Raw genomic sequence first — 21,246 nt, 5'->3', positions numbered from 1 at the left:
CTCTCCTTTCACCCGTTCTGCCCGACCAGCCCCACGCCGATCCACTCCGCGACCAGCGCGGGTCTCGACTCGCCCTCGATCTCGACCGTGACCGTCGTGATCTGCTGATAGCGACCGGGCTGGGGCTCCGTAAACTCGCTGACGACGAACTTCGCGCGCACTTGCCTGCCGCTGCGGACGGGGGCAAGGAAGCGGATCTTGTTGTAGCCGTAGTTCACGGTCGTGCCGACGTTCGACGGCACGGGCACGGTCTTCTCGATCAATGCCGGCAATAGCGACAGCACCAGCAGGCCATGTGCGACGGTCCCGCCGAAAGGCCCTTTCGCCGCTTTCTCCGGATCGACGTGGATGAACTGGCGATCGCCCGTGACATCGGCGAAGGCGTCGATACGCGCCTGATCGATCGATATCCATTCGGACGGCGCCAACTCCTTTCCGACCAGCGATTTCAGGTCGTCGGGACTGAGTTTCCGAACGCTCATGTACTCTCTCCTTGCACGGCGCGGTCAACGCGTCGTGGAAAAACCGCCATCGAGCGGAATCACGGCCCCGGTGATGTACGCCGACGCAGACGAAGACAGGAAGATCGCCGTACCCGCGACATCGGCAGCCAAACCCGTACGGCGCCGCGGAATCAGCTTCATGATGGCGTCGCCCGCTTCCTTGAGCATGTGCGCCGTCATCTTGGTCTCGAACGGGCCCGGTGCGATCGCGTTCACGCTGATGTCGGAAGACGCGAGATGCTTCGCGAGATGGCGCGTCAGATGGTGCACCGCCGCCTTGCTGGCCGAGTAGGAGAAGTTGTTCATGTCGGGGCTCGTGAGGCCATCGACCGAGCCGATGTTGATGACCCGCGCGGGATCACCCTCGGTCGCGGCGGCGCGCAGGGCCGGGGCCAGTTTCTGCGTCAGGAAGAAGATCGACCGCAGATTCAGGTCCATGATCTTGTCCCATCCGTTCGCGGGAAATTCGTCGAACGAAGCGCCCCACGACGCGCCGGCGTTGTTGACGAGGATGTCGAGCCTGGGCTCGCGACGCAACATCTCCTGGGCGAAGACGTCCACCGCGGCCGGATCGGACAGGTCGGCCGCAATACCGAACGCCTCGCCGTGCTGTCGCAGGGCGCGCTCGGCCTCCTCGCACGCATCGGTCTTTCGAGACACCACATAGGTCTTGACGCCGGCCTTGACGAATCCTTCGGCGATCATCAGGCCGATACCGCGCGTGCCGCCGGTGACCACCGCGACCTTGCCGCGGACGTCAAACAGTGAATTGTGACTGGACATGTATGAATTCTCTCAATGGGTGTCGACGGGGTAGGACTGCAGGGCTGCACGCACCTCGCCGGCTGCTGCAAGGCGAGCGGCGCGCAGGTCGACTTCCGGATGAACAAACGAAAAATAGAAACCCGCTTCCGACCGCTTGGCCGCGGCATCGACCGGCAACGGCTCGCCGTCTTCGACGGCATGCAGCACACGCAGCCAGAGCACGCCCAGCACACCGTGTCCGATGAGCCAGAGGAACTCCCGCGCCATCTGCAGCGCCGAGAACGGATCGCCTCGCAACTGCGCGGCCAGCTGGTCAGCCGCCGCCTCGATCAGTCCGAGCGTGCGTCGAACCCGTTCCGCAAAAGGGGACGACGGCAGGGTCCGCAGTTGCTGTTGCAGCCACGCCAGCAGTTGCGGGCAACCTTCCTCGAGACGGCGCAGCACGATATCCAGCGACTGGATGTCGTTCGTTCCCTCGTAGATGGGCAGGATCTGAACGTCGCGCAACATCCCCTCGATGCCGTTGTCCCTGATGTAGCCGTGGCCGCCGTAGGTCTGCATCGCGGCCGTCGCGACCTCGACCCCGTATTCGCTGCACATGGCTTTCGCCACCGGCATGAGCACCGATAGCAGGCCCTCGGCCTCCGCGGCCTCCGAGCGATCGCGACTGCCGGTGCGTTCCTGCAGGATGGCGGCAAGGAACGCCAGCGTTCTCGCACTCGCCGTGAGGGTACGCATGCGCACGATCTCGCGACGGATGTTGGGATGTTCGATGATGGGAACGGCTGCCTTGCGGCCACCGACGAGGTCCCGCCCCTGCACGCGCTCGCAGGCATACGCGATGGCGTTCTGGCTGGCGATCTCCGCCACCCCGATCGCCTGGAAGGCGGTTCCGAGGCGCGCGAGCTTCATCATGATGAACATGCCAGCCAGCCCTGCCCCGGGATCGCCGACCATCCAGCCGTGCGCGTCCTCGAACTGCAGCTCGGCCGTTGCCGATGCATGTATCCCCAGCTTGTGTTCGACGCGGGAACAGCCGACCCCGTTAGGTATCGACCAGTTGCCGCGACCGTCGTTGCGGAACTTCGGGACAACGAAAAGACCCAGCCCCGCGAGGCCCGGTGCGCCGCCCTTGATCCGTGCCAGCACCAGATGGACGATGTTTTCCGTCAGATCGTGATCCCCCCCGGTGATGAAGATCTTGGTCCCCGAGAGGCGGAACGTGCCGTCGTCCGCCGCCTCGGCGGCCGTACGAAGCAGCGACAGATCGGTTCCGCAGTGCGGTTCGGTCAGGCACATGGTTCCGTTCCACTCGCCCGACCCGAGCTTCGCGAGATAGTCGTTGCGGAGCGACTCGGATCCGAGGGCTTGCAGCACCTTGTACACCCCCAAGCGCAACGAGGTGTAGAGCGAGAAGGCCATGGCGCCGCTGCTCAGCACTTCGTCGCAGGCCAGCGCGAGCGCAAGAGGCAAGCCGTGTCCGCCGTGCGCTTCGGCGACATGGATCGATCCCCAGCCGCCGCTCACGAGATCGCGGTAGGCTTCGCGGTACCCCGAAGGTGTGCGCACCGCCCCGTCGGCAACGACACACCCCTGCGCATCGGCCGCGACGGCGAGCGGAATGACGCGCTCGCTCACGAAAATGCCGAGCGCCTTGATGATGCTGGCCAGCGTATCGCCGTCCGCTTCATCCGCATCCGGCATGGCCCGATATTCGGGCGCCAGCACATGCTGGGCGAGGAACCGGTACTCCTCGACCGGTGCACGATAGACAACCATGATCATTCGCCTCCGTCTCAACGCCCTTTGAAGACCGAGCCCTTGAACAAGGCCTCCGTCCCGCCTTCGGCGAAACGCTTGACGGCGTCTCGCATGTCTTCGGTATCGAACGTCTGAGGCGCCGAATCCATGGTCAATGCGTCCGCCGCGCTCAGCCCGTAGGCAGCGGCGGCATTGACAATCGCCTTGTTGACGGCGTGCGCCACCGTCGGCCCCTCGGACAGACCCTTGGCATAGGCGCGGGCTTTCGCTTCGACCTGATCGTCCGGCAGCACCCGGTTGATCAACCCCCACTCGAGCACCGTCTTCGCCGGATACGGATTCGCGGAAAAGACCATCTCCTTGGCCCGGGCCAGCCCGATACGGGATACCAGACGCGCGCCGCCGCCCAGCAGCGTCGCGGTGCCGATACGCGCCTCAACCTGACCGAACTGGGCCGACTCCCCCGCCCAGATGATGTCGTGCAGCTGCGCCACCTCGTTACCGCCGCCGAGACACATGCCGCGCACCGCGACGACCGTGGGGATCGGCAGTCGCTCGAAGCGCTGCGTGATCGCAAACACGCGATTGATCAGGCGACGCCCCTTGTTGGCATCCGCCTCCAGGAAATTCTCGATGACGTGCGCGCCAGCGCAAAAATGATCGCCATTGGCAAGCGTCAGGAATGCCCGCGCCTTGTTTTCGACCGCCAGCGCGACGGCGTCCTCGAAACCCGAGATCGCCGCCTCGCCCATCAGGTTCAATGGCGGATCGTCAAACGTGGCAATCGCCAGCGCACCATCCATTTCGAACTTGACACCCATGTTTTGTACTCCTCTATTTAATGTGAACCGGTTGCTGAATCACGCCGATGAACGGATGCCCGCCTGCCGGAAGGCACCCAAAACGCTGCAGGAACCCGCTCCGGTCACGCGACGTGCCGTGCCTCGTCCTTCCAGAAGGGTTCCCGCAGAATGCGCCGGAGGATCTTGCCGGTCGCGTTGCGCGGCAGCGATTCGGCAAAGTCGATCGTCTTGGGCACCTTGAAGCCGGCCAGACGCGCTTTCAGGTAAGCGACCAGGTCGGCCTCGCTGGCAGATGCACCCGGCTTGAGAACGACGGCCGCGCGGACCGCCTCGCCCCACTTGCCGTCCGGCACCCCGAACACGGCCGCCTCCGCCACGTCGGGATGGCCGTGGAGCGCGTTCTCGACTTCGGCGGGATAGACGTTTTCGCCGCCCGTGATGATCATGTCGCGCTTGCGATCGTGGAGCTGGAAATAGCCGTTCTCGTCGACGGAGCCTATGTCGCCCGTATGGAACCAGCCGCCTCGCAGCACGGCGGCATTGTCCGCGTCGCGATCCCAGTACCCCTTCATCACTTGTCTCGCCCGGCAGACGATCTCGCCGACCTGTCCGGGAAACACCTCGTTGCCGTCTCCATCCACGACCCGCACCTCGACGTCCGGCATCCGCCGCCCGCACGACAGCGCCAGTCGCTCGTCACCCGCGGCAATGGCCCGGTGGTCGGCCGGCGACAGGTAGGTGATCGGGCCGGACGTCTCGGTCAAGCCGTAGAGCTGCCCGAATCCGGCCGCCGGAAACAACTTGAGCGCCCGCAGCAGGGTCGCCGTCGCCATCGGCGCCGCGCCGTAAATGATGTGATCGAGACTCCGGCACGCATCGCCGCCGTCGGGTCGCGCGGGCAGGGCTCCCATCAGTGCATCGATCATCACGGGCACCATGACGACGGTCGTCACGCGTTCCCGCTCGATGACGGCTATCAGTTCCGGGGGATTGAATTCGCGCGCGATGACAAGTGTCGCGCCGTTGTGAAGGCCGGCCAGCCCGAAGCCCGATCCGGCCACATGCCCGTGCGGGAGCACCTGCAGCACGACATCGGTGGAGCGAAGAGACGTCCAGGGAGACGGCATGGTCCGGTCGGAAGGCTCGAATGCCGCACGAACGTTGTCGTTGGTCAGTTGAACGCCCTTGGGCACGCCGGTGGTGCCGCTCGTGTACAGTTGCAGGCAAACGTCTTCACCGTCCGCCTGCGTCCCGTGCGGAGTGGCCGATTGCGCATCCCGCCATTGCTCGAATGCCGCGCCGGTGACCACGATCTTCTCGACGAAGTCCAGCGTGGACCGAAGCGCCTCGATCATTTCCGCATAGGCTGCCCCGACAAACAGCACACGAGGCCTGCAATCGCGGAGCACCGACGCCACCTCGGCAGCCGCTATCCGCGCATTCAGCGCCACGCAGACGACCCCGGCCCGTGCCGATCCGAGCCAGATTTCATAGAAGTGGTCGCTGTTCAGATCCAGGATCGCGACGTGATCCTGTCGCCGCAGGCCAGCCTCCATCAAGCCATTGGCGACCTGATCGACGCGTCTGTCCAGTTCGGCGTAGCTCGTGCGGCGCTGCCCGGAGATCAGCGCGGTCCGCGCGGGCTGCGCCTCGGCATGGCGTTTCACGACCACGGAAATATCGGTGCTGGGCATGCATGTCTCCTTGGGATTCACGACCTCGCTCATCGGCGAGTTGTTGAGTGAATCGTAGGAGGCATCGGTCTACAAGACCGTCGGCCAGCGGACAGTGTTTGACGGATTTTCCCTGAGGCCGGCGCCTAGGCTTTCCGCTTGACAGCCGCCGCATAACGGCTTAAGCCCGAAAGATCCTTGACGTAGATCCTGCCGTAGTGCGTATCGATCAGGTCGCGCCCCTTCAGATCGTTCAGCACGCTATTGATGCTCTGCCTCGTCGCCCCGACCATCAGGCTCAGGTCGGTTTGCGAAAGACTGAGCGGCGTACCGGTGGCCGATTTCCCTTGCAACTGCGCCAAAGAGGCGATACGCGCCGCGACGCGGGCAGGCACCGATAGCGTCACCAGTTCCAGGATCAGGACCAGCAGCCCCCGCAACCGCTGGCTCATCTGGAGCGCGAGCGACGTATCGATTTCGGGAAACGCGGCGCGCAACTCAGCAACGTCGTCGATCGACCACGCCTTCAGCCGCGTTTCTCCTCGGGTCATGATCGTGACCGGGTAAGGGTTCGGGTCGATCGCGGAGCTGTCCGCAACGACGTCGCCCGGGCCGTAGAAATAGATCAGGACCTCCTGACCGTCCTCGTCGAGAACGAACATCCTGACCTCACCTGAAACGATCTGAAAAAGCTCCGTCGTGGTATCGCCCTGACAATACAGAACGGTCGCGTTCGGCAGCATCCTGTCGTGCGCGCGAGCCAGCAGCGCATCCCGCGCGACCGGGCTCAAGTCCGCGATCCAGTTGAATCCGGTTCTCGTCATCGTCGTCTCCGTCTCGATTTTTCTCGACGGGTCGACAGGAACAAAACGTGCTTGAGAAATACGCCGCACGCCGTATCAGTCACTTCCGTCTACCGGCCGCCACAGCCAGGCGTAATCGTTCATCGTCGGACAAACGATTCGCGCTGTGATGATAGCCGATACGGATCCTCCGCTCGGTCCGGTAAAACGATCATCGGCTGCCCCGCGGCGGCTCCCGGCAGACGGGCAAACCGCCAGGCTTCCGGCATCCTCCACGACGTCGGGACGGGATTCGACGCAGGTGCGCGAATGTCGAAATCCCGTCTTGATCCGCTCCAGGAATTCCGGACCGATCCGAGCGCGAGTTTTACAGCAAACTTGACCCTGAACCAGGAGGCGGTTCGTCATGAAACGGAAACGCTTTTCGATCGAGCAGATTGTGGCTGTACTGAAGCAAGCCGATCAGGTGAGTTTCATGGCCGGCAAATACACCACCGCCGAAAAGCAACTCCTCGATGTCGAGCAGACTGGACGGGAGCCCAAAGTGCTACCGTGCAGCCTGGTCGACGATCGACGCGATGAACCGACGGCCCTGATAGGGTGGCTTCATTTTCTTCCCCCCCATCCTGGCCAACTCGGTTTTCTAGCGTGACAGAGTCGTTAAGCTTGCTTAAGCCCGGAAAAGAACTGATAAATGGTCGTAGGCTCGCTTACGAAACTGCCAGTTGTAACCGGGAGCGTCAACGCACCTTCACTTGATGCCATCATCCGCTGGTATTGAAGCGCAGCCCACGCCATCGGATTCTGCGGATGAGCAGCTTGCCGTGAGGAAATCTCCACATCGAGGTCGGCGAGGCTGCCGAGATGACTCAGCTTGAAGGCGCGCCCGAAAACTTGCGAGGCAATTTCAGCGAGCTGCCTGGGGCTTGCTCGTTCAGAGTTGACCATTTGCGGACCGACACGTTCACGATCTTTCACGACTTCAGCAGTAAACTCAGCCACATCTTTGGTAGCGGTAAAGTCATATTTTTGGTCGGGATCTCCCCAGAATTTTACCTGGCCCTCCTTGAAATCCATCATCTCGAAAAATTCAAGACCCAAGATTTCAGTGAAGGCGCCATTGAAGATATTATTCTGCGCCAGCCCCAGTTTTTCAATCGCCCGATCGGCTTGTTCGCGCCACCCGAGAAACAGGTGGCGGTCCGTCGACACGCCACGAAAATCGATCGAAAAATCAGAAGGAATAATGCGCTTTACGCCTGCCTCTACGCCTGCCCTTGCAAGCGCCACCTGACCGTCAATGATCTCGGCCGGACCACCTTGAACCACGGAAACAATGGTATCAACACCTTTCGCCGCTTTTACCAGACTATCGCCATCCGCCAGGTCAGCCGAAACGATTTCTGCTCGCCCATTGAACAAACCGGCCTTTTGATGCGCCGATCCGCCTCGCAATGCAACTCGCGTCGGAATGCCGCGCGCAACAATTGCATTTGTAATTTTATGGCCGAGCCAACCTGTGGCACCGACAACCAGGACGAGCTTAGACATGAATTTCCCCACGATTAAAATTTAGAACAATTAAATAATATTCAGACAACAAATATAATCACTTTCCTTCCAGAACATCGATTACGATTTTTCCTTTCGTCCCTCCTGCGGCAGCCTTAAGCCAAACATGCGAAGCGTCGGCAAGTGGATAGTGTTGCCCAACGAACGGGACCACATCCCCCCCTTCAATCCGCTCACGCAACGCATCAAGACTTGCTGTCGAACCCTGGGTAAACAACATCGTCGCCGTCACGCCGTGCCGACGCGCTTCATCCTGCGAAGGCGGCTCGCTCAGAGCGATGAGGATTCCGCCTTTTTTTAGAACTACGAATGATCTGGTCTGAACTTCTCCACCAACAGCATCGATCACAACATCAACGCTTTCAAGCTGGTCCTCGAATCGCGTATTCCGATCAATGACCTGCCTGGCTCCGTAGCCAAGAAGTCGTGCCGCATCGTCAGCCGATGCTGTACCGATTACCGTCGCACCATAGTAATGCGCAAGCTGCACGGCGACGGAACCCACCGCACCTCCCGCCCCGTGAATCAAAACAGTCTTTCCCTTCACGACGCCAGCAGCTTCAATCGCCTGCGCTGCAGTCTGGCCGACGAGCGCCAATGAGGCCGCTTCGCCGTGCGATAGATTCGTCGGTTTAATAGCAATCCTTTTAGCATCGACTGCGACCCGTTCGGCATATGTTCCCCCACCTGCCGAAGAGCCGTAAACCGCATCTCCCTTTCGTAAACCGGTCACGCCTTCACCGATCGCCTCGACAACGCCTGAAAAATCGCCCCCAGGAACGAACGGAAAACGAATGGGCAAGATTGCCTTGAGAAGCCCGGAGGCCCGCTTGGAATCGACCGGGTTGAACGAGGTTGCGGCGATACCCACAAGAACCTCACCCGGGCCAACGACCGGCTCGGGATGGTCAACGAGTTGGAGAGCTTCCGCGCCACCGTATTTCTGGAGTTCAATCACTTTCATGAGTATCATCCTGTCAATGGTTACGTCTTGAGACTAACCTGCAGGCATGCTATTTAGTTCCGGCGGCCGCCGCAAGGCGGCAGTTTTCAGTTACAAAGGCACATGCAAGTAACCATTCACCTCCCCGATCCCGACGTCGATATCAATGTCGATTGCCCTGTACGCTCGATCCTTGATTTCGTCGGTGATAAATGGACAGCGCTCGTTATTTCTCATTTGGCCACGGGGCCACTGCGTTTCACACAAATCAAGCGAAACATCAAAGACATCAGCCAGCGGATGCTCACGGTAACGCTACGGGGCCTGGAACGTAACGGGTTGGTGACACGCACTGTATTTCCCACTATTCCGGCGACAGTCGAGTATGCTCTGACCCCGCTGGGGGAGTCGCTTTTGGTGCCCGTTCAAATGCTCATAGGTTGGGCGATCCAGAATCGAAGTGAAATTGCGGCTGCCCGCAAGACCTACGACGAGAAAGAAGTGCCCGGCGGAAAAGGATGAAGAAAGAGGTACGTAAGCGTTCCCGATATTTCATGGGTTGGGCCGCTCAACGCACAGCCCGGCAGTGGGCGATGCGGTTCATTCATTGATGGAACTACGAGCGTCGACAGATGCGGAATCTGCTACGTTACGCCAGCGCAACAGCAGGCGGGCGACGTGATCCACATCGGCTTTCCGGGGGGGCTTGACGCTTCTGTAATACTGAACGCTGCGCGGATGCTTCACGAGCCGACAGGCCCGCCGCATCGTCAATCCGTAGCGGCTCACCACGGAATCCACCACGCCTCGTCTCGGCACGGGGCTTTTTCCTTGAAGTCGAGCAACCAGCGCCAGCGCTCGCCGGCGACGACGGCCCCTGCCGCATTTTTCGCCGCGCAGCAGTGCTGCCCGGCGGTCGGCGCGATCGCGGCCCGTGCTCGCCCATGCATCGATCACGTCGTGTCGAGACGTTTAACGGATCACTCGGTGACGAATGCCCGAACCTCCACTGTTCGAATCCCTTGAGTAAGTTCGACGGGTAATCGACTCGTGGCGACAGGAATGCAATGGAAACCGGCCTCGCATGGCACTCGACGACTTGACGCCGAAGGTCGACGAGCAATACATCGCCTCCCCGAGTTCCTCAACCAACAGCACCGCAACGCGCATCGGATATCCGGGCGTCACTGCATCTGTTCAAGAACCGGGGAACAACTGTCCCCCGAATGCGCGTCGGGAACCGAGGCCTTGATGCGACGTTCAGAAGCGGTGCCGTACGCCTACGATCGCGATTTGTTGCGAAGGCGATCCGGCCGGTGCAAACGAGTCGGCAATAACCGCCTGGGCGGGGCCGACGCCGTTGTTGCCGGATGCGTGAACATAGCCCGCGATCGCATAGAGATCGGTTCTTTTCGAGAGGGAGTAATCGGCCGCCAACGACGCCTGATGGTACGTTGCCGACGAATCGCCGTGTGATTTCAGATAAACATACCCGCCCTCGAGCAACAAGCTCGGCGTAACGTTCCAGGCCGCGAAGGCAGCCGCCGAATCATAGTATTCGTTCCTCGAGAACGTCGACGAAGCATCGCCGATGTATTCCGAGTGGCTGTAATTCAGCCCGAAAGTCCAGTGACCGGGTGCATACGTTACCCCCGTGCGCAGGATATTGATCGAACGCGCCGACGCATAAGCGGCGTTGACCGGCGAATTGAATATCGTTCCGGCAGTCGACGTTCCGCGGGCCGAGGTCGCGGGATTACCATTGTCGATATGAAAATATCCGGCGGCGATCGCAATCGGCTTGAGGCTGTAGTTGACCGCCGCGCTGTAGGTCTGGCCCGATCCAGTCGACCCGGCAACGCCCCCTACCGAGTACATCACCGACGTTCGCAGTCCGCCCCACGAGGGGCTTGCCCACTTGATCGCGCTGTTCGTGTAGACCGTGGCGTCGCCGTTGTCGACATCCCCCGGTGCGGTGAAGTACTCGAGAAAGTTGTTCCCTTGCACCTCCATCACCAGATCACTCAACGGATCGAGTTGCCGACCGACGGTCACCGTTCCGTACGTGTCGCTCGACAAACCCACCCATGACTTCCCCCACATCCGCTGCGCGGCGCCGTTGTTCAGGTTGAAAATGTTCTCCAGCCTGAAGATCGCCTTCACGCCGTTGCCGAGATCTTCGCTCCCCTTCACACCCCACCGGTCCGTCGTAAGCTGGCCGGCGTACAAGGCAAGCTGGGAGGTGTGCCCATCCACGTTACGGGTGTACTGGATCGATTCGTCGAGCACGCCATACATCGTTACCGAACTCTGGGCATGGACGACGGAACTCGCACTCAACAAGGAACCGATCAACCCGCTCGCAATACAGATTCTTTTCATCTCCAATCCTTCGATAGTATTTCTCTGTTTTCTTTGAAAATCGAAACGCGGCATCCATCAAAACAGCGATTCCTGTTCCAGGCCAGGATCATCGGATCTCGCCATTTCGATTTGCATTACTAAATTATTTTAATGGAATGACTCCATCAGACGCTGCCGCTCACTGCTTGAACTTGACCCACACCTTGTTGCGCAGTTGCAGCGCGGCCGTCGAACATTGTTCGAACGGTCGCAGTCTCGGTTTCATCGAGTCCGGCACGACGATACTGGCATCCTGCGCCATATCCGGCTTGAGGAGCTTGTATGACGCCGGAATCGCATTGCTGTAGCCGGTGAAGTTCGAGGCGGCGGCGATGTTTTCCGGTTTCATCATCCAGTTCAGGAACGTAAGCGCCTCGTTGACGTTCTTCGCGGTAGCGGGAATCGCGAAATTGTCCTGAAAGACCTTCACGCCCTCCCGCGGATAGACGAATACGAGAGAGGGTCGCTGCTTCTTCGCGCGCAGGAAGGCGCCGTTCCACATCAGGTGCATGGCGACAGTCCCCGCTTGCATCACCGAGATCGGGTTGCTGTCGAAAGTCTGCACGTACGGCTTCTGGGCCGACAAGATATCAAGGATCTTCTTCGCATCGTTCGGATTCTCGGTGCACGGATCCACGCCTGCGTAAAAGGCCGCTGCCGAATACAGTTCCTCCTCGATATTCAAGACGCCGATCCTGCCGCGCAGTGCTTCCGCCGGAACAAACAAGCTCTTCCAGCTATCGTCGATCTTGCCGCCCGGAACCTGCCTGGAATCGTAAACCAGACCATCGCTGCCCCACAGATACGGCATCGTGTAGGTCCGGGCCGGATCATAGGCAGGAGAGGAAAACTGCTTTTCCGTTATGCCGGAAAAATTCGGCAACTTCGACTTGTCTATCTTCCGCAGCATGTCTCCCCGTGCCATGATCTGTACATACGAATCGCTCACCACGACGACGTCGTAGCTGCCTGATCCCGCACGCAGCTTGGCCAGAAGTTCGTCGTTGTCGGCATATGAATCCAGCGTCGTCTTGATCCCCGTCTCTTTCTCGAACTTCTTCAGCAATTCCGGAGGATAGTAGTTGGACCAGTTGGCGAAATGCAGTTCGGCTGCCTGCAGCCCGATGCTTGCGAAGCCCATGGCAACGCCGAAAATGAAACGAGTCAGGTACTTCATGAGTCTCCTCCTGGTGGTTTGACTAACAAATCGGGACATCAGATTCTTCTCAACTTCCCGACAAAATACGACAGCGTCACAAGCGACACCGAGACCGCCAGCAGCACGGTGGAAATCGCATTGATCTCCGGCGAAACCCCGACTTTGACTACGCCGTAGATATAAACCGGCAGGGTCGTGTACCCCGCTCCGGCGACAAAATACGTGATGACAAAGTTGTCGATCGACGTGATGAACGCCAGCATGGCGCCCGCCACGATTCCCGGCACCATGAGCGGCAACGTCACCGCCCGGAACGCTCTGAACGGCGTCGCGTAGAGGTCGGCCGCTGCATCGAGCAGCCGACCGTCCATGTCCGCAAGCCGCGCCTTGACGGGAAGGAACGCGAACGGCAGGCAGAACACCGTGTGTGCGAACATGATCGTGGCGAGCCCGAGCGGAATCGCCAGCACCGAAAGCGCGAGCAATGTCGCGACGGCCGTGACGATCTCCGGAACGAGCAGCGGAAACGTGATGGCGCTTCCCGTGATCTGCTCCATCGCGCCTCTACGACCATGCAGCGCGATCGCGGCCAATGTCGCCACCAGGGTGGAGCCGATCGTCGCGAAGCATGCCACGATCAGTGAATTCCCCGCGGCCTGTCGAAGCGCACCGTCCGCCGCCAATGTGCGATAAGCCTGCAGCCCGAATCCGCTCCATGTCGCGGTGGAATCTCCGGCATTGAAACTCAGCACGACGAGGACAAGGATTGGCGCATAAAGAAAGATGAAGAATGCGACGGTGATTGTCCGCAGACCGACAAACGAATTCAGCGATCGCACCTTCGTCTTTCCCAGCCCGCCGGCCGACGAAATCGATTTGATTCTATCCATGGAGATGTTGCCCGATGAATTCATTTCGACTCCTGTTTCCGGTTTTCTTTAAAGAGCAGAACAATGACGGATGCCAGGATCGGCACAAACAACAACAGCGACAATGCGGCACCGAACGACCAGTTGCGCGCCACGCCGAACTGCATCTGGATCAGGTTGCCGAGCATCATGGACTTGCCACCGCCGAGCAGATCCGGAACCAGATAGGCACCCAGCGCCGGCACGAATACCAGCATGCAACCTGACACGATGCCGGGGCGGGAAATCGGAATCACGACCCTTCGCAGCATCTTGTTGCGGTTTGCACCGAGGTCGTAAGCCGCTTCGGCAAGCTCCCAGTTCATCTTCTCGAGACTCGTGTAGATCGGGAGCACCATGAACGGCAGAAACGCATAGGTGAGCCCGATGAAGGTCGCCGTATTGGAATACAGGATTCCCGGCGCCGTCGAACCCAAATGAAGCCGGCTCATGAAATTGCCGATTACGCCGTCGTCTCTGAGCAAAATGATCCACGAGTAACACCTGACAATCATGTTCGTCCAGAACGGAATCGAGACGAGCATGAGCAGCAGAGGTCGACGCGCCTTGGGTTGCATTGCGATGAACAGCGCCACGGGAAATCCTGCGATCGCGCACAGGATAGTCGTTAGCAATGCGAATAGAATGGTTCGACAAAAAAGCGTCGCATAGGCCGAAGTCCAGTTCCATGTTCCGTCGAAATCCTGGTCGAACAGCACCCGGACATACGAGAGCGGAGAAAACGTTCCCCACGCCACGCCACCGTAGTCGAGCGGCTTCGAAACGGAAACGACAGCCACGATAAGCATCGGTATCGCGAATCCGGCCAACAGGACGAGCATGACGGGCAGCAACAGCGGGTATCGGGCACGCTCGGTGCACACGGTCGTATGCATGCTCATGATGGAAGTACCCGACAGGATTTCGACGGCAGAAACACGACGCCCAATTGACCGATACGAGGGACATTCAACTCGTCGGCGGAATCCTGTTGACGAACCCGTAACCGCGTTCCGTCTTCGTTTTCCACATGGTAGAGCGTCGAGGTACCGACGTAGTCGATATCGGTCACCCTCACGGACAGGTGAATACCGTCTTCGGATCCGCCGTCTTTCGTTCGGGACAGCCGGATGTGTTCCGGCCGGACGACGACGGTCGCGTTCTTGCCGGGCATCGCACCGGAAGACGAATCGACCGGAAGCCGAAGGCCCCCGCCTCCACCGACCACGGCGGCGTCGATCAGGTTCGCGTCGCCGATGAAAGCCGCGACGAAGCGTGTCGCAGGTGTGTCGTATATCTCTCTTGCGGCGCCGATCTGTTCGATCTTTCCGGCATTCAGGACAGCGATACGGTCCGACATCGTCAGCGCTTCTTCCTGATCGTGTGTCACGAAGACAAACGTGATGCCGGTCTGCCGCTGCAGACGCTTCAGTTCGGTCTGCATCTCCTTGCGCAGTTTCAGATCGAGAGCCGACAGCGACTCATCGAGCAACAGCAGGCGCGGTCGATTGGCCAACGCCCTTGCCAACGCGATGCGCTGCTGCTGCCCGCCCGACAACTGGTGCGGAAAGCGCTCGCCGACATGCGGCAATCGAACGAGGCTCAGCATTTCCTCTACGGTGGCGTCGATTTTTTCGCGCCGCTCACCCTTCATCTCGAGTCCGAATCCGACGTTCCGGGCAACCGTCAGATGCGGAAAGAGCGCATAGCTCTGGAATACGGTGTTGATCGGACGCTGAAACGGCGCCTTTCCGACAATCGATTCCGCTCCGAGTCGAATATCGCCTTTCGACGTCTGCTCGAATCCGGCGATCAGCCGCAGCAGCGTCGTCTTCCCGCAGCCGGACGGACCAAGCAACGTGAAGAACTCGCCCTCGTTGATCTGAACGCTCACGTTATCGAGCACCGCAGTGCCACCGCCCGGATAAATCTTCGTGACCCCGTCGATCGACAGTAACACGCCCATATCAGTCTCCTCATGACTACATCTACAATCCACCGCGTGCCGCTGCGTTTCCACTGGAGCGAACGGTGTCGCACCCGCATCGACCTGCCACGTCGCGACCTGTCGCCGCGCGCTGACGCGGCATTCGCCCGCTTGCGGTTTCCCTCGCGATTCCCGCGAGAGCGCGTGTCTTTCATCGGGGGAACCGGGCACCTTATCCGGGCTTCAGTCACCGAAATCGATGCTGACCGACCGCGTGACCATAAAGTCCTGCAAGCCTTCCATGCCACCTTCGGCGCCATATCCACTCTCCTTCACGCCGCCGAAGGGCAGTTCCGCCAACGAGATTCGCGTGGTATTGACGCCGACCATACCGGCCTCCAGCGCGCGGGTTGCACGCTTGGCAAGCGACAACGACTCCGTGAAGAGGTAAGCCGCGAGGCCGTACGGCACATCGTTGGCGAGCGCGAGCGCTTCCTCCTCTTCATCGAACGAAATGCAAGGCGCGATCGGGCCGAAAGGCTCGGTGCGCAACAACGTCGATCCTCTCTTCAGGCCGGTCACGACGGTCGGCGCCCAATAGAAGCCCGGTCGCGAAACGTCGGCGGCCCGAAAGACTTCCGCCCCTTCTTCGCGTGCCGCCTTCACCAGGTCGTCCATTGCCGCCAACCGTCGACGCGTCGCGAGAGGCCCCATACGGGTGCGTTCATCCAGACCGGAACCGACCTGCAGATCGGACGCAAATTCACGCAGCCGCGAAGCAAACGATTCGTATAGCGACCGGTGCACGATGAACCGCGTGGGCGCAACACAGATCTGCCCGGCATTGCGAAATTTCCCGGGCACGGCCGTGGCAAACACGCGATCCAGATTTGCGCCCGGGAAAACCAGCACCGGCGCGTGCCCGCCAAGCTCCAGCGTCAGAGGCAGTGCGCGGCGGCCTGCCGCGACGGCCAGCGCCGAACCGACCGGCGTCGATCCCGTGAAACTCGCCATGCGGATAACGGACGCACCCAGCAACCGTTCGGCAATCGCCGGCGCGTCCCCGAAGACAACGCTCAGCACACCGTCGGGAAGACCGGCCCGCGCCAGCGCATGCGCAATGGCGAGCGACGACATCGGCGCTTCTTCCGGTGCCTTGAGGATGCAGCTGCAACCCGCTGCAAGACTGCCGGCGATCTTGCGCATCGGCGTCAGCGCCGGAAAATTCCATGGCGCGAAGGCGGCGACCGGTCCGACCGCATCGCGCTCGACAAGCTGTTGAACATGACGGCCGCGCGACGGGACGATTCGCCCATAGGCACGCAACCCCTCGTTCGCATACCAGTCCAGCGTTTCCAGCGCCGCCTGCCACTCGGCGCGTGCTTCCGCCAACGGTTTGCCCTGCTCGAGCGTGAGTTGCCTGGCGAGTTGCTCGAGATTCGAACCCAGCATTCGCCCGGCATCCGTCAGTATCGACGCGCGCTCGACCGCCGCCATATCGCGCCATACCCGGAATCCGGCATGAGCGGCCTGCAATGCTTCGTCGACCTGATCCGGATGGGCGCCGGCCGCATCGGCGAGCACCGCACCGGTCGCGGGATCGAACACGTGAAATCGCTCCCCCCGGCCGTCGACACGACGGCCCGCGATGCTCAATCGCGTATCGAAGGACGTCGGCACATCGCTCACGATGCCGCACCTTCGAGAATGGATTCCGACAGCACCGAGAACATCGTATCGATGTCTTCATGCCGGACGACGAGCGGCGGGGACAGCAGCATCGTGTCGCCTGATGCGCGGATCAGCACATCGCGGCGCAGGCAAGCGCGATGAACGCCGTAACCGCGCTTCCCGGGACTGGATGAATCCGATTGCAGGTCCACCGCCGCAAGCAGGCCGATATTGCGGATGTCGAGCACCCCCGGCAAGTCACGCAGCTTGTGCGCCGCATCGGCCCAATAAGCTTCGAGCTGGGCCGCACGCGTGAACAGGTTCTCGTCCTGATACACGCGTAGCGCGGCCAGGCCTGCGGCGCAGGCGAGCGGGTGGCCGGAGTACGTATAGCCGTGCATGAACTCGATATTGTCGATCGGCCCCGTCATCAATGCATCGAAGACATGGTTGGCGACAAATGTCGCGCCCATCGGCACTGCACCGTTCGTCAGTCCTTTTGCCGAGGTGATGACGTCCGGGACGACGCCGAAGCGCTCGGCGGCAAAAGGTGCACCGAGGCGGCCGAAACCCGTGATGACCTCGTCGAAGATCAGCAGGATGCCGTGCGCCGTGCAGATCTCGCGAAGTTTCTGCAGATAGCCGATCGGGGGCACCAGCACGCCCGTCGATCCGGAGACCGGTTCGACGATCACCGCGGCGATGGTCGAGCCGTCGTGCAGCTCGACGAGACGAGTCAGGTAGTCCGCAAAATGCTCGCCCCACGTCGGCTGACCTTTCGTGAAGGCGATTTCACTTCGATCGTAGGTATGCGGCAGATGGTCGACAAACGGCAGCAGATTTCCGAACGGCTTGCGCTGTGCCGCTATGCCGGAAACCGACAATCCACCAAAGCCGACGCCGTGATAGGCCCGCTCGCGCCCGATGAGCCGAACCCGCTGCGGCTGACCGATCGCGCGCTGATAGGCAAGCGCGATCTTGAGTGCGGTATCCACGGCCTCCGATCCGGAGTTGCTGAAGAACACGTGATCGATGCCGTCCGGCGTGATCGCGGTCAGCGCCTTGGCATATTCGCTTGCCCCCGGGTGACTCATCTGGAAACTGGATGCGAAATCCAGCCGGCCGGCCGCTTCTCGGATTGCCGCCGTAATCGGCTCACGCGCATGCCCGGCATTGACGCACCAGAGGCCGGCAATGCCATCCAGCACCCGAGTTCCGTCGGGGCGAAAATAATGCATGCCGCGCGCCTCGGTAAACAGCACCGGGTCCTTCCGGAATCGGCGATTCGACGTAAATGGCATGAAGAATGCATCCTCGACCGAGTGCGCCGCCGTTTGATTGTCGAGTTTCATCGTGATAGTCCCACCTTTATCCGCGTTGTCTGTCGTCATTGATTCAGTTCGGCCATTCGGCAAACTCAATCAGTAATCCAAAATTAAAAATCAAATAATTTGCGTTCACTGGCCGACGGACGGTCGCCTCCGCAACGGTTGCCAGTTGCCCGTCGATTCGAGCTGCGATGCCAGTTGCACGATCAGATCCTCCCTGCCGTAGCGGGCGATCAACTGCGTGCCGACCGGTATCCCGTCTTCGGTCCAGTAAGTCGGAACGCTTGCCGCTGGCTGGCCCGAAGCGTTTACGATGGCCAGATAGGTCGAATAGCGAGACACGCGCCGTCGAAATCCGGCGAACGAACCTTCCATCACCAGCGCTCCCAGCGTCGCAGGCAATTGAGCGAGCGTCGGAGTCAGGACGATGTCGAACCGTTCGAACGGCGCGTCGAGCACGCGTCCTATCATGTGAAAGCGTCGAATTGCCGTCGCGTATTGCTGGGCCGTGATCGTTTTTCCCAGCTCGTAGGCATCGTGCATCGCCGGTTCCAGATCATCCGCCCGCAATGCACGCCCCAGCACCTTCAGGCGATCGTCGACAGACTGCACGAGACTGGCTGCCAGCACGCGCGTGTGATCCGCGATGAATCCCTCGTAGTCGAGTTCCGACGAAGCGGAACCGTATTCCACGACGTGTCCCGCGTCGCGCAGCAACTGCACCGTGACGTCGACGGCGGTCGCGCACTCCTGCGCCAGCGCGATGCCGTCGGACAGCTCCTTCCACACGCAAATCCGGAGCGGCCTCTCAAAGGGTTTGCCCACATGGTCGATCAAACGCCCCTTCACAGGCGGTGCAGCATAAGGCGCGCCCGGCTCGCTGTGCGATACCGCATCCAGCGCGGTCGCGGTATCCCGGACGGTGCGACTGATCACGCCATCCGTAGCGAGTCCCCCCCATCCTTCGCCGCGGGACGGCCCCATCGGCACACGGCCTCGTGAAGGCTTCAGGCCAAATACGCCGCAGCACGACGCCGGAATGCGAATGGAGCCGCCGCCATCACTGCCATGTGCGACCGGTACGATGCCGGCCGCGACACTCGCGGCGGCGCCACCGCTCGATCCGCCCGCCGAACGGGTGCTGTCGTACGGGTTCCGGGTGGCATTGCCGTTGTGTCTTGCCTCGGTCGTCGGCGCCATGCACATCTCGGGAACCGTGGTGCGAGCGAACGCAATCAAGCCGGCGGCCTGGAACCGCGCCACCAGGGTGGCATCCTCGCTGTATCGACTGTCGGCAAACAGCGCGGAACCGATACTCGACTCGAATTTCGTTGCCGCGAGGCCCGAATCCTTCAGCAGAAACGGGATCCCCTGAAAGGGACCGCGCCCCCGCCACTCGTCCGCAAGCTGCTGACTCGATTCATAGGCCGGATGGCAAATCGCATTGATCGCCGGATTGATTCGCCGAGCCAATTGAATGGCACAGGCCATCAGTTCGCCCGAAGAAGCCTCGCCGGCACGTAAACGTTCAGCGAGTGCGACGCCATCAAGTTCCAGATACTCGTTTTCGCGCATATCGTCTTACCAGGGTCGTGACAGAAGCACCGTTCCGTACCCGCACGCTCCGCCCGGCGTGCAGCCCGGGTCATGCAGGACAGGATGCTTGACTAATGTATTAAATAGCAATACACTTGCATTGATATTTGATATCATTGCATCTTGCCGTATTGCTCGCAACTGGGAAAACCCTGATCAACCGCCAGGAGGCGTACGTGGCAACCAAGGACAATCTCTATGTGCAATCGCTCGCCCGTGGGCTCGAACTGCTCGAGGCGTTCTCGACGCACGACGATGCGTTGAGTCTCGGCGATCTGGCCAAGTTGACCGGTCTGGACCGCAGCGCGACCCAGCGCCTTGCGCACACGCTGGTACTGAAGGGCTATCTGGAACGGAAGGATGGCGGCCGCGGTCTCGTGTTGGGCAAAGCGATTCTTGCGCGCAGCTTCGATTTCTTGCGCAGTTCGTCACTGATCGAAAGAGCCACGCCGCTACTGAACGAGATTCAGAAACAGGCCGGCGAGCGGGTGGATCTCAGCCTGTTCGACGACACCTTCATCATTTACGCGTTACGCCGGCAATCGAAGCGTGAAACCTACTACGCTACGCTGCCCGGTCGACGCATCCCGACCTATTGCTCGTCCGGTGGGCGCGCGATTCTGTCGAAGCTCGACGATGCGGCGGTGGACGATATCCTCGGGCGTTCCACGCTGGCGCCCCTGACGCCCAGGACGATTACCGATATCGGCCGCATCAAGGAAAAAATCGAGGAAGCTCGCGTCCAGAACTTCTCCTTTGCCGAGGAAGAGTCGCTGATCGGCGAATTTGTACTCGCCAGCGCGGTCGTCGATCGCGACGGCTATCCGCTTGGTGCGGTTCACATCGCAGGATCGCGCGCCGAGTGGGCAAAGGCGGACTTCATCGAGCGATTTTCCCCACTCGCCATCGAGGCCGCCCGGGCAATCGGCACCACACGGTAAGCGGTCGATTCGATTGCCCGTCTCGAGCGGCGCAATGTCGCTCGAGTCCGCGACTGAAGCCATTCCGACGGAACCGTCGGCAGGTTGCCTGCTTTTCACATGACAGCCGCACTTATCCAGCCCGTACGCTCGTTGATCGGCAAGCGTACGCGTGCCGGCATGGCCGCTGCACGGGCCGGACGTGCAAGGCCGGGACATGACCCCGCACCGGGCGCGCCTCAGCAACGCCACGCACGTCGGCTTCTCGAAACATGCGCTCTCGGCACGGTGGCGCAACGCTTCCTGCTTCACCCACCCGCGCACGCTTCGCCGACGCGCGCGAGCGTCACAGGATTGCCGACGAACGGCAAACCGTCGGGGCAAGTCGGGCGGATGATCCATTGGTAACGTGAAATCGATCCTGCATCGCCCTCCGCATCGTTCAAGAGAATTCCTGTCCGGATAAGCCCGCAAGAATCCGCCGCAGGCACGACCACACCCCCACGAACAG

Annotated in this window: 21 protein-coding genes; 3 read left to right on the top strand and 18 right to left on the bottom strand. The window is 60.9% G+C overall.

Going from position 1 to position 21,246, the window contains the following annotated elements:
• Positions 1-8 precede the first annotated feature (8 nt).
• The 6 genes from GQ56_RS0105570 to GQ56_RS0105545 form a co-directional block, all read right to left on the bottom strand.
• Complete coding sequence (locus GQ56_RS0105570) at positions 9-482, bottom strand: MaoC family dehydratase (protein WP_031397707.1); 474 nt, start codon at positions 480-482, stop codon at positions 9-11.
• Positions 483-506: 24 nt separating this feature from the next.
• Positions 507-1,286 carry an SDR family oxidoreductase gene (locus tag GQ56_RS0105565; RefSeq protein ID WP_031397706.1) on the bottom strand — a complete coding sequence of 260 codons (780 nt, stop codon included), beginning with the start codon at positions 1,284-1,286 and terminating at the stop codon, positions 507-509.
• 12 nt (positions 1,287-1,298) lie between these two features.
• A complete protein-coding gene (locus GQ56_RS0105560) occupies positions 1,299-3,047 on the bottom strand; it encodes an acyl-CoA dehydrogenase family protein (protein WP_075122879.1) in 1,749 nt (582 codons plus the stop codon).
• Between the two features lie 17 nt (positions 3,048-3,064).
• Positions 3,065-3,850, bottom strand: a complete 786-nt coding sequence (locus GQ56_RS0105555; RefSeq protein ID WP_031397704.1) for an enoyl-CoA hydratase/isomerase family protein — start codon at positions 3,848-3,850, stop codon at positions 3,065-3,067.
• Positions 3,851-3,954: 104 nt separating this feature from the next.
• Positions 3,955-5,526 carry a long-chain-fatty-acid--CoA ligase gene (locus tag GQ56_RS0105550; protein WP_161788547.1) on the bottom strand — a complete coding sequence of 524 codons (1,572 nt, stop codon included), beginning with the start codon at positions 5,524-5,526 and terminating at the stop codon, positions 3,955-3,957.
• Positions 5,527-5,651: 125 nt separating this feature from the next.
• Positions 5,652-6,329 (bottom strand): Crp/Fnr family transcriptional regulator, encoded by a 678-nt coding sequence (locus GQ56_RS0105545; RefSeq protein ID WP_031397702.1) that lies wholly within the window; start codon positions 6,327-6,329, stop codon positions 5,652-5,654.
• 385 nt (positions 6,330-6,714) lie between these two features.
• Here GQ56_RS0105545 and GQ56_RS0105540 point away from each other — a divergent pair, with 385 nt between their 5' ends.
• Positions 6,715-6,960: a hypothetical protein gene (locus tag GQ56_RS0105540; protein WP_031397701.1), complete on the top strand. Its 246-nt coding sequence runs from the start codon at positions 6,715-6,717 to the stop codon at positions 6,958-6,960.
• A gap of 8 nt (positions 6,961-6,968) precedes the next feature.
• On the opposite strand, the gene GQ56_RS40705 is transcribed toward GQ56_RS0105540, so the two are convergent.
• The gene (locus GQ56_RS40705; protein ID WP_075122867.1) at positions 6,969-7,859 is read right to left on the bottom strand and encodes an NmrA family NAD(P)-binding protein; all 891 of its coding nucleotides are present in this window, start codon (positions 7,857-7,859) and stop codon (positions 6,969-6,971) included.
• A gap of 58 nt (positions 7,860-7,917) precedes the next feature.
• A complete protein-coding gene (locus tag GQ56_RS40700) occupies positions 7,918-8,844 on the bottom strand; it encodes an NADP-dependent oxidoreductase (RefSeq protein WP_075122878.1) in 927 nt (308 codons plus the stop codon).
• Positions 8,845-8,946: 102 nt separating this feature from the next.
• On the opposite strand from GQ56_RS40700, the gene GQ56_RS40695 reads away from it, so the two are divergent.
• Positions 8,947-9,345 carry a winged helix-turn-helix transcriptional regulator gene (locus tag GQ56_RS40695; protein WP_075122866.1) on the top strand — a complete coding sequence of 133 codons (399 nt, stop codon included), beginning with the start codon at positions 8,947-8,949 and terminating at the stop codon, positions 9,343-9,345.
• A gap of 78 nt (positions 9,346-9,423) precedes the next feature.
• On the opposite strand, the gene GQ56_RS43935 is transcribed toward GQ56_RS40695, so the two are convergent.
• The 9 genes from GQ56_RS43935 to GQ56_RS0105490 all read right to left on the bottom strand — a co-directional run bounded on the left by GQ56_RS43935 (position 9,424) and on the right by GQ56_RS0105490 (position 19,794).
• Positions 9,424-9,780 (bottom strand): hypothetical protein, encoded by a 357-nt coding sequence (locus GQ56_RS43935; protein ID WP_152601644.1) that lies wholly within the window; start codon positions 9,778-9,780, stop codon positions 9,424-9,426.
• Positions 9,781-10,083: 303 nt separating this feature from the next.
• A complete protein-coding gene (locus GQ56_RS0105525; protein WP_031397699.1) occupies positions 10,084-11,205 on the bottom strand; it encodes a porin in 1,122 nt (373 codons plus the stop codon).
• Positions 11,206-11,365: 160 nt separating this feature from the next.
• Positions 11,366-12,403: an extracellular solute-binding protein gene (locus tag GQ56_RS0105520; RefSeq protein ID WP_031397698.1), complete on the bottom strand. Its 1,038-nt coding sequence runs from the start codon at positions 12,401-12,403 to the stop codon at positions 11,366-11,368.
• 38 nt (positions 12,404-12,441) lie between these two features.
• Positions 12,442-13,299 carry an ABC transporter permease gene (locus GQ56_RS0105515; RefSeq protein ID WP_200877969.1) on the bottom strand — a complete coding sequence of 286 codons (858 nt, stop codon included), beginning with the start codon at positions 13,297-13,299 and terminating at the stop codon, positions 12,442-12,444.
• A complete protein-coding gene (locus GQ56_RS0105510; RefSeq protein WP_031397696.1) occupies positions 13,296-14,195 on the bottom strand; it encodes an ABC transporter permease in 900 nt (299 codons plus the stop codon). Before GQ56_RS0105510 ends, GQ56_RS0105515 begins: the two co-directional genes overlap by 4 nt.
• A complete protein-coding gene (locus GQ56_RS0105505) occupies positions 14,192-15,259 on the bottom strand; it encodes an ABC transporter ATP-binding protein (RefSeq protein ID WP_031397695.1) in 1,068 nt (355 codons plus the stop codon). The genes GQ56_RS0105510 and GQ56_RS0105505 overlap by 4 nt, the downstream gene beginning before the upstream one ends.
• Positions 15,260-15,463: 204 nt before the next feature.
• Positions 15,464-16,909: an NAD-dependent succinate-semialdehyde dehydrogenase gene (locus GQ56_RS0105500; protein WP_052007180.1), complete on the bottom strand. Its 1,446-nt coding sequence runs from the start codon at positions 16,907-16,909 to the stop codon at positions 15,464-15,466.
• Positions 16,906-18,243, bottom strand: a complete 1,338-nt coding sequence (locus tag GQ56_RS0105495; protein WP_031397693.1) for an aminotransferase class III-fold pyridoxal phosphate-dependent enzyme — start codon at positions 18,241-18,243, stop codon at positions 16,906-16,908. The genes GQ56_RS0105500 and GQ56_RS0105495 overlap by 4 nt, the downstream gene beginning before the upstream one ends.
• A 105-nt stretch (positions 18,244-18,348) precedes the next feature.
• Positions 18,349-19,794, bottom strand: coding sequence for an amidase (locus GQ56_RS0105490; RefSeq protein ID WP_031397692.1), 1,446 nt, complete (start codon positions 19,792-19,794; stop codon positions 18,349-18,351).
• Positions 19,795-19,991: 197 nt separating this feature from the next.
• Between GQ56_RS0105490 and GQ56_RS0105485 the strand changes: the two genes are divergently transcribed.
• Positions 19,992-20,756 carry an IclR family transcriptional regulator gene (locus GQ56_RS0105485; RefSeq protein ID WP_034198850.1) on the top strand — a complete coding sequence of 255 codons (765 nt, stop codon included), beginning with the start codon at positions 19,992-19,994 and terminating at the stop codon, positions 20,754-20,756.
• Positions 20,757-21,043: 287 nt separating this feature from the next.
• Here the strand turns inward: GQ56_RS0105485 and GQ56_RS45515 are convergent, their stop codons facing one another.
• Positions 21,044-21,181, bottom strand: a complete 138-nt coding sequence (locus GQ56_RS45515; protein WP_161788546.1) for a hypothetical protein — start codon at positions 21,179-21,181, stop codon at positions 21,044-21,046.
• Positions 21,182-21,246: the final 65 nt, after the last annotated feature.

The organism is Burkholderia paludis (assembly GCF_000732615.1).
Lineage (GTDB): Bacteria > Pseudomonadota > Gammaproteobacteria > Burkholderiales > Burkholderiaceae > Burkholderia > Burkholderia paludis.
Note: the sequence above shows the minus strand (reverse complement) of the source record. Positions and strands in the feature narration are given on the sequence as shown.

What these genes read in the sequence shown, in the direction of transcription:
- GQ56_RS0105565 (WP_031397706.1), bottom strand. Translation starts at nt 1,286, where the DNA reads ATGTCCAGTCACAATTCACTGTTTGACGTCCGCGGCAAGGTCGCGGTG.
- GQ56_RS0105570 (WP_031397707.1), bottom strand. Translation starts at nt 482, where the DNA reads ATGAGCGTTCGGAAACTCAGTCCCGACGACCTGAAATCGCTGGTCGGA.
- GQ56_RS40695 (WP_075122866.1), top strand. Translation starts at nt 8,947, where the DNA reads ATGCAAGTAACCATTCACCTCCCCGATCCCGACGTCGATATCAATGTC.
- GQ56_RS0105510 (WP_031397696.1), bottom strand. Translation starts at nt 14,195, where the DNA reads ATGAGCATGCATACGACCGTGTGCACCGAGCGTGCCCGATACCCGCTG.
- GQ56_RS0105525 (WP_031397699.1), bottom strand. Translation starts at nt 11,205, where the DNA reads ATGAAAAGAATCTGTATTGCGAGCGGGTTGATCGGTTCCTTGTTGAGT.
- GQ56_RS0105490 (WP_031397692.1), bottom strand. Translation starts at nt 19,794, where the DNA reads ATGCGCGAAAACGAGTATCTGGAACTTGATGGCGTCGCACTCGCTGAA.
- GQ56_RS0105505 (WP_031397695.1), bottom strand. Translation starts at nt 15,259, where the DNA reads ATGGGCGTGTTACTGTCGATCGACGGGGTCACGAAGATTTATCCGGGC.
- GQ56_RS0105545 (WP_031397702.1), bottom strand. Translation starts at nt 6,329, where the DNA reads ATGACGAGAACCGGATTCAACTGGATCGCGGACTTGAGCCCGGTCGCG.
- GQ56_RS0105550 (WP_161788547.1), bottom strand. Translation starts at nt 5,526, where the DNA reads ATGCCCAGCACCGATATTTCCGTGGTCGTGAAACGCCATGCCGAGGCG.
- GQ56_RS40700 (WP_075122878.1), bottom strand. Translation starts at nt 8,844, where the DNA reads ATGAAAGTGATTGAACTCCAGAAATACGGTGGCGCGGAAGCTCTCCAA.
- GQ56_RS0105495 (WP_031397693.1), bottom strand. Translation starts at nt 18,243, where the DNA reads ATGAAACTCGACAATCAAACGGCGGCGCACTCGGTCGAGGATGCATTC.
- GQ56_RS40705 (WP_075122867.1), bottom strand. Translation starts at nt 7,859, where the DNA reads ATGTCTAAGCTCGTCCTGGTTGTCGGTGCCACAGGTTGGCTCGGCCAT.
- GQ56_RS0105515 (WP_200877969.1), bottom strand. Translation starts at nt 13,299, where the DNA reads ATGAATTCATCGGGCAACATCTCCATGGATAGAATCAAATCGATTTCG.
- GQ56_RS0105520 (WP_031397698.1), bottom strand. Translation starts at nt 12,403, where the DNA reads ATGAAGTACCTGACTCGTTTCATTTTCGGCGTTGCCATGGGCTTCGCA.
- GQ56_RS0105560 (WP_075122879.1), bottom strand. Translation starts at nt 3,047, where the DNA reads ATGGTTGTCTATCGTGCACCGGTCGAGGAGTACCGGTTCCTCGCCCAG.
- GQ56_RS0105540 (WP_031397701.1), top strand. Translation starts at nt 6,715, where the DNA reads ATGAAACGGAAACGCTTTTCGATCGAGCAGATTGTGGCTGTACTGAAG.
- GQ56_RS0105555 (WP_031397704.1), bottom strand. Translation starts at nt 3,850, where the DNA reads ATGGGTGTCAAGTTCGAAATGGATGGTGCGCTGGCGATTGCCACGTTT.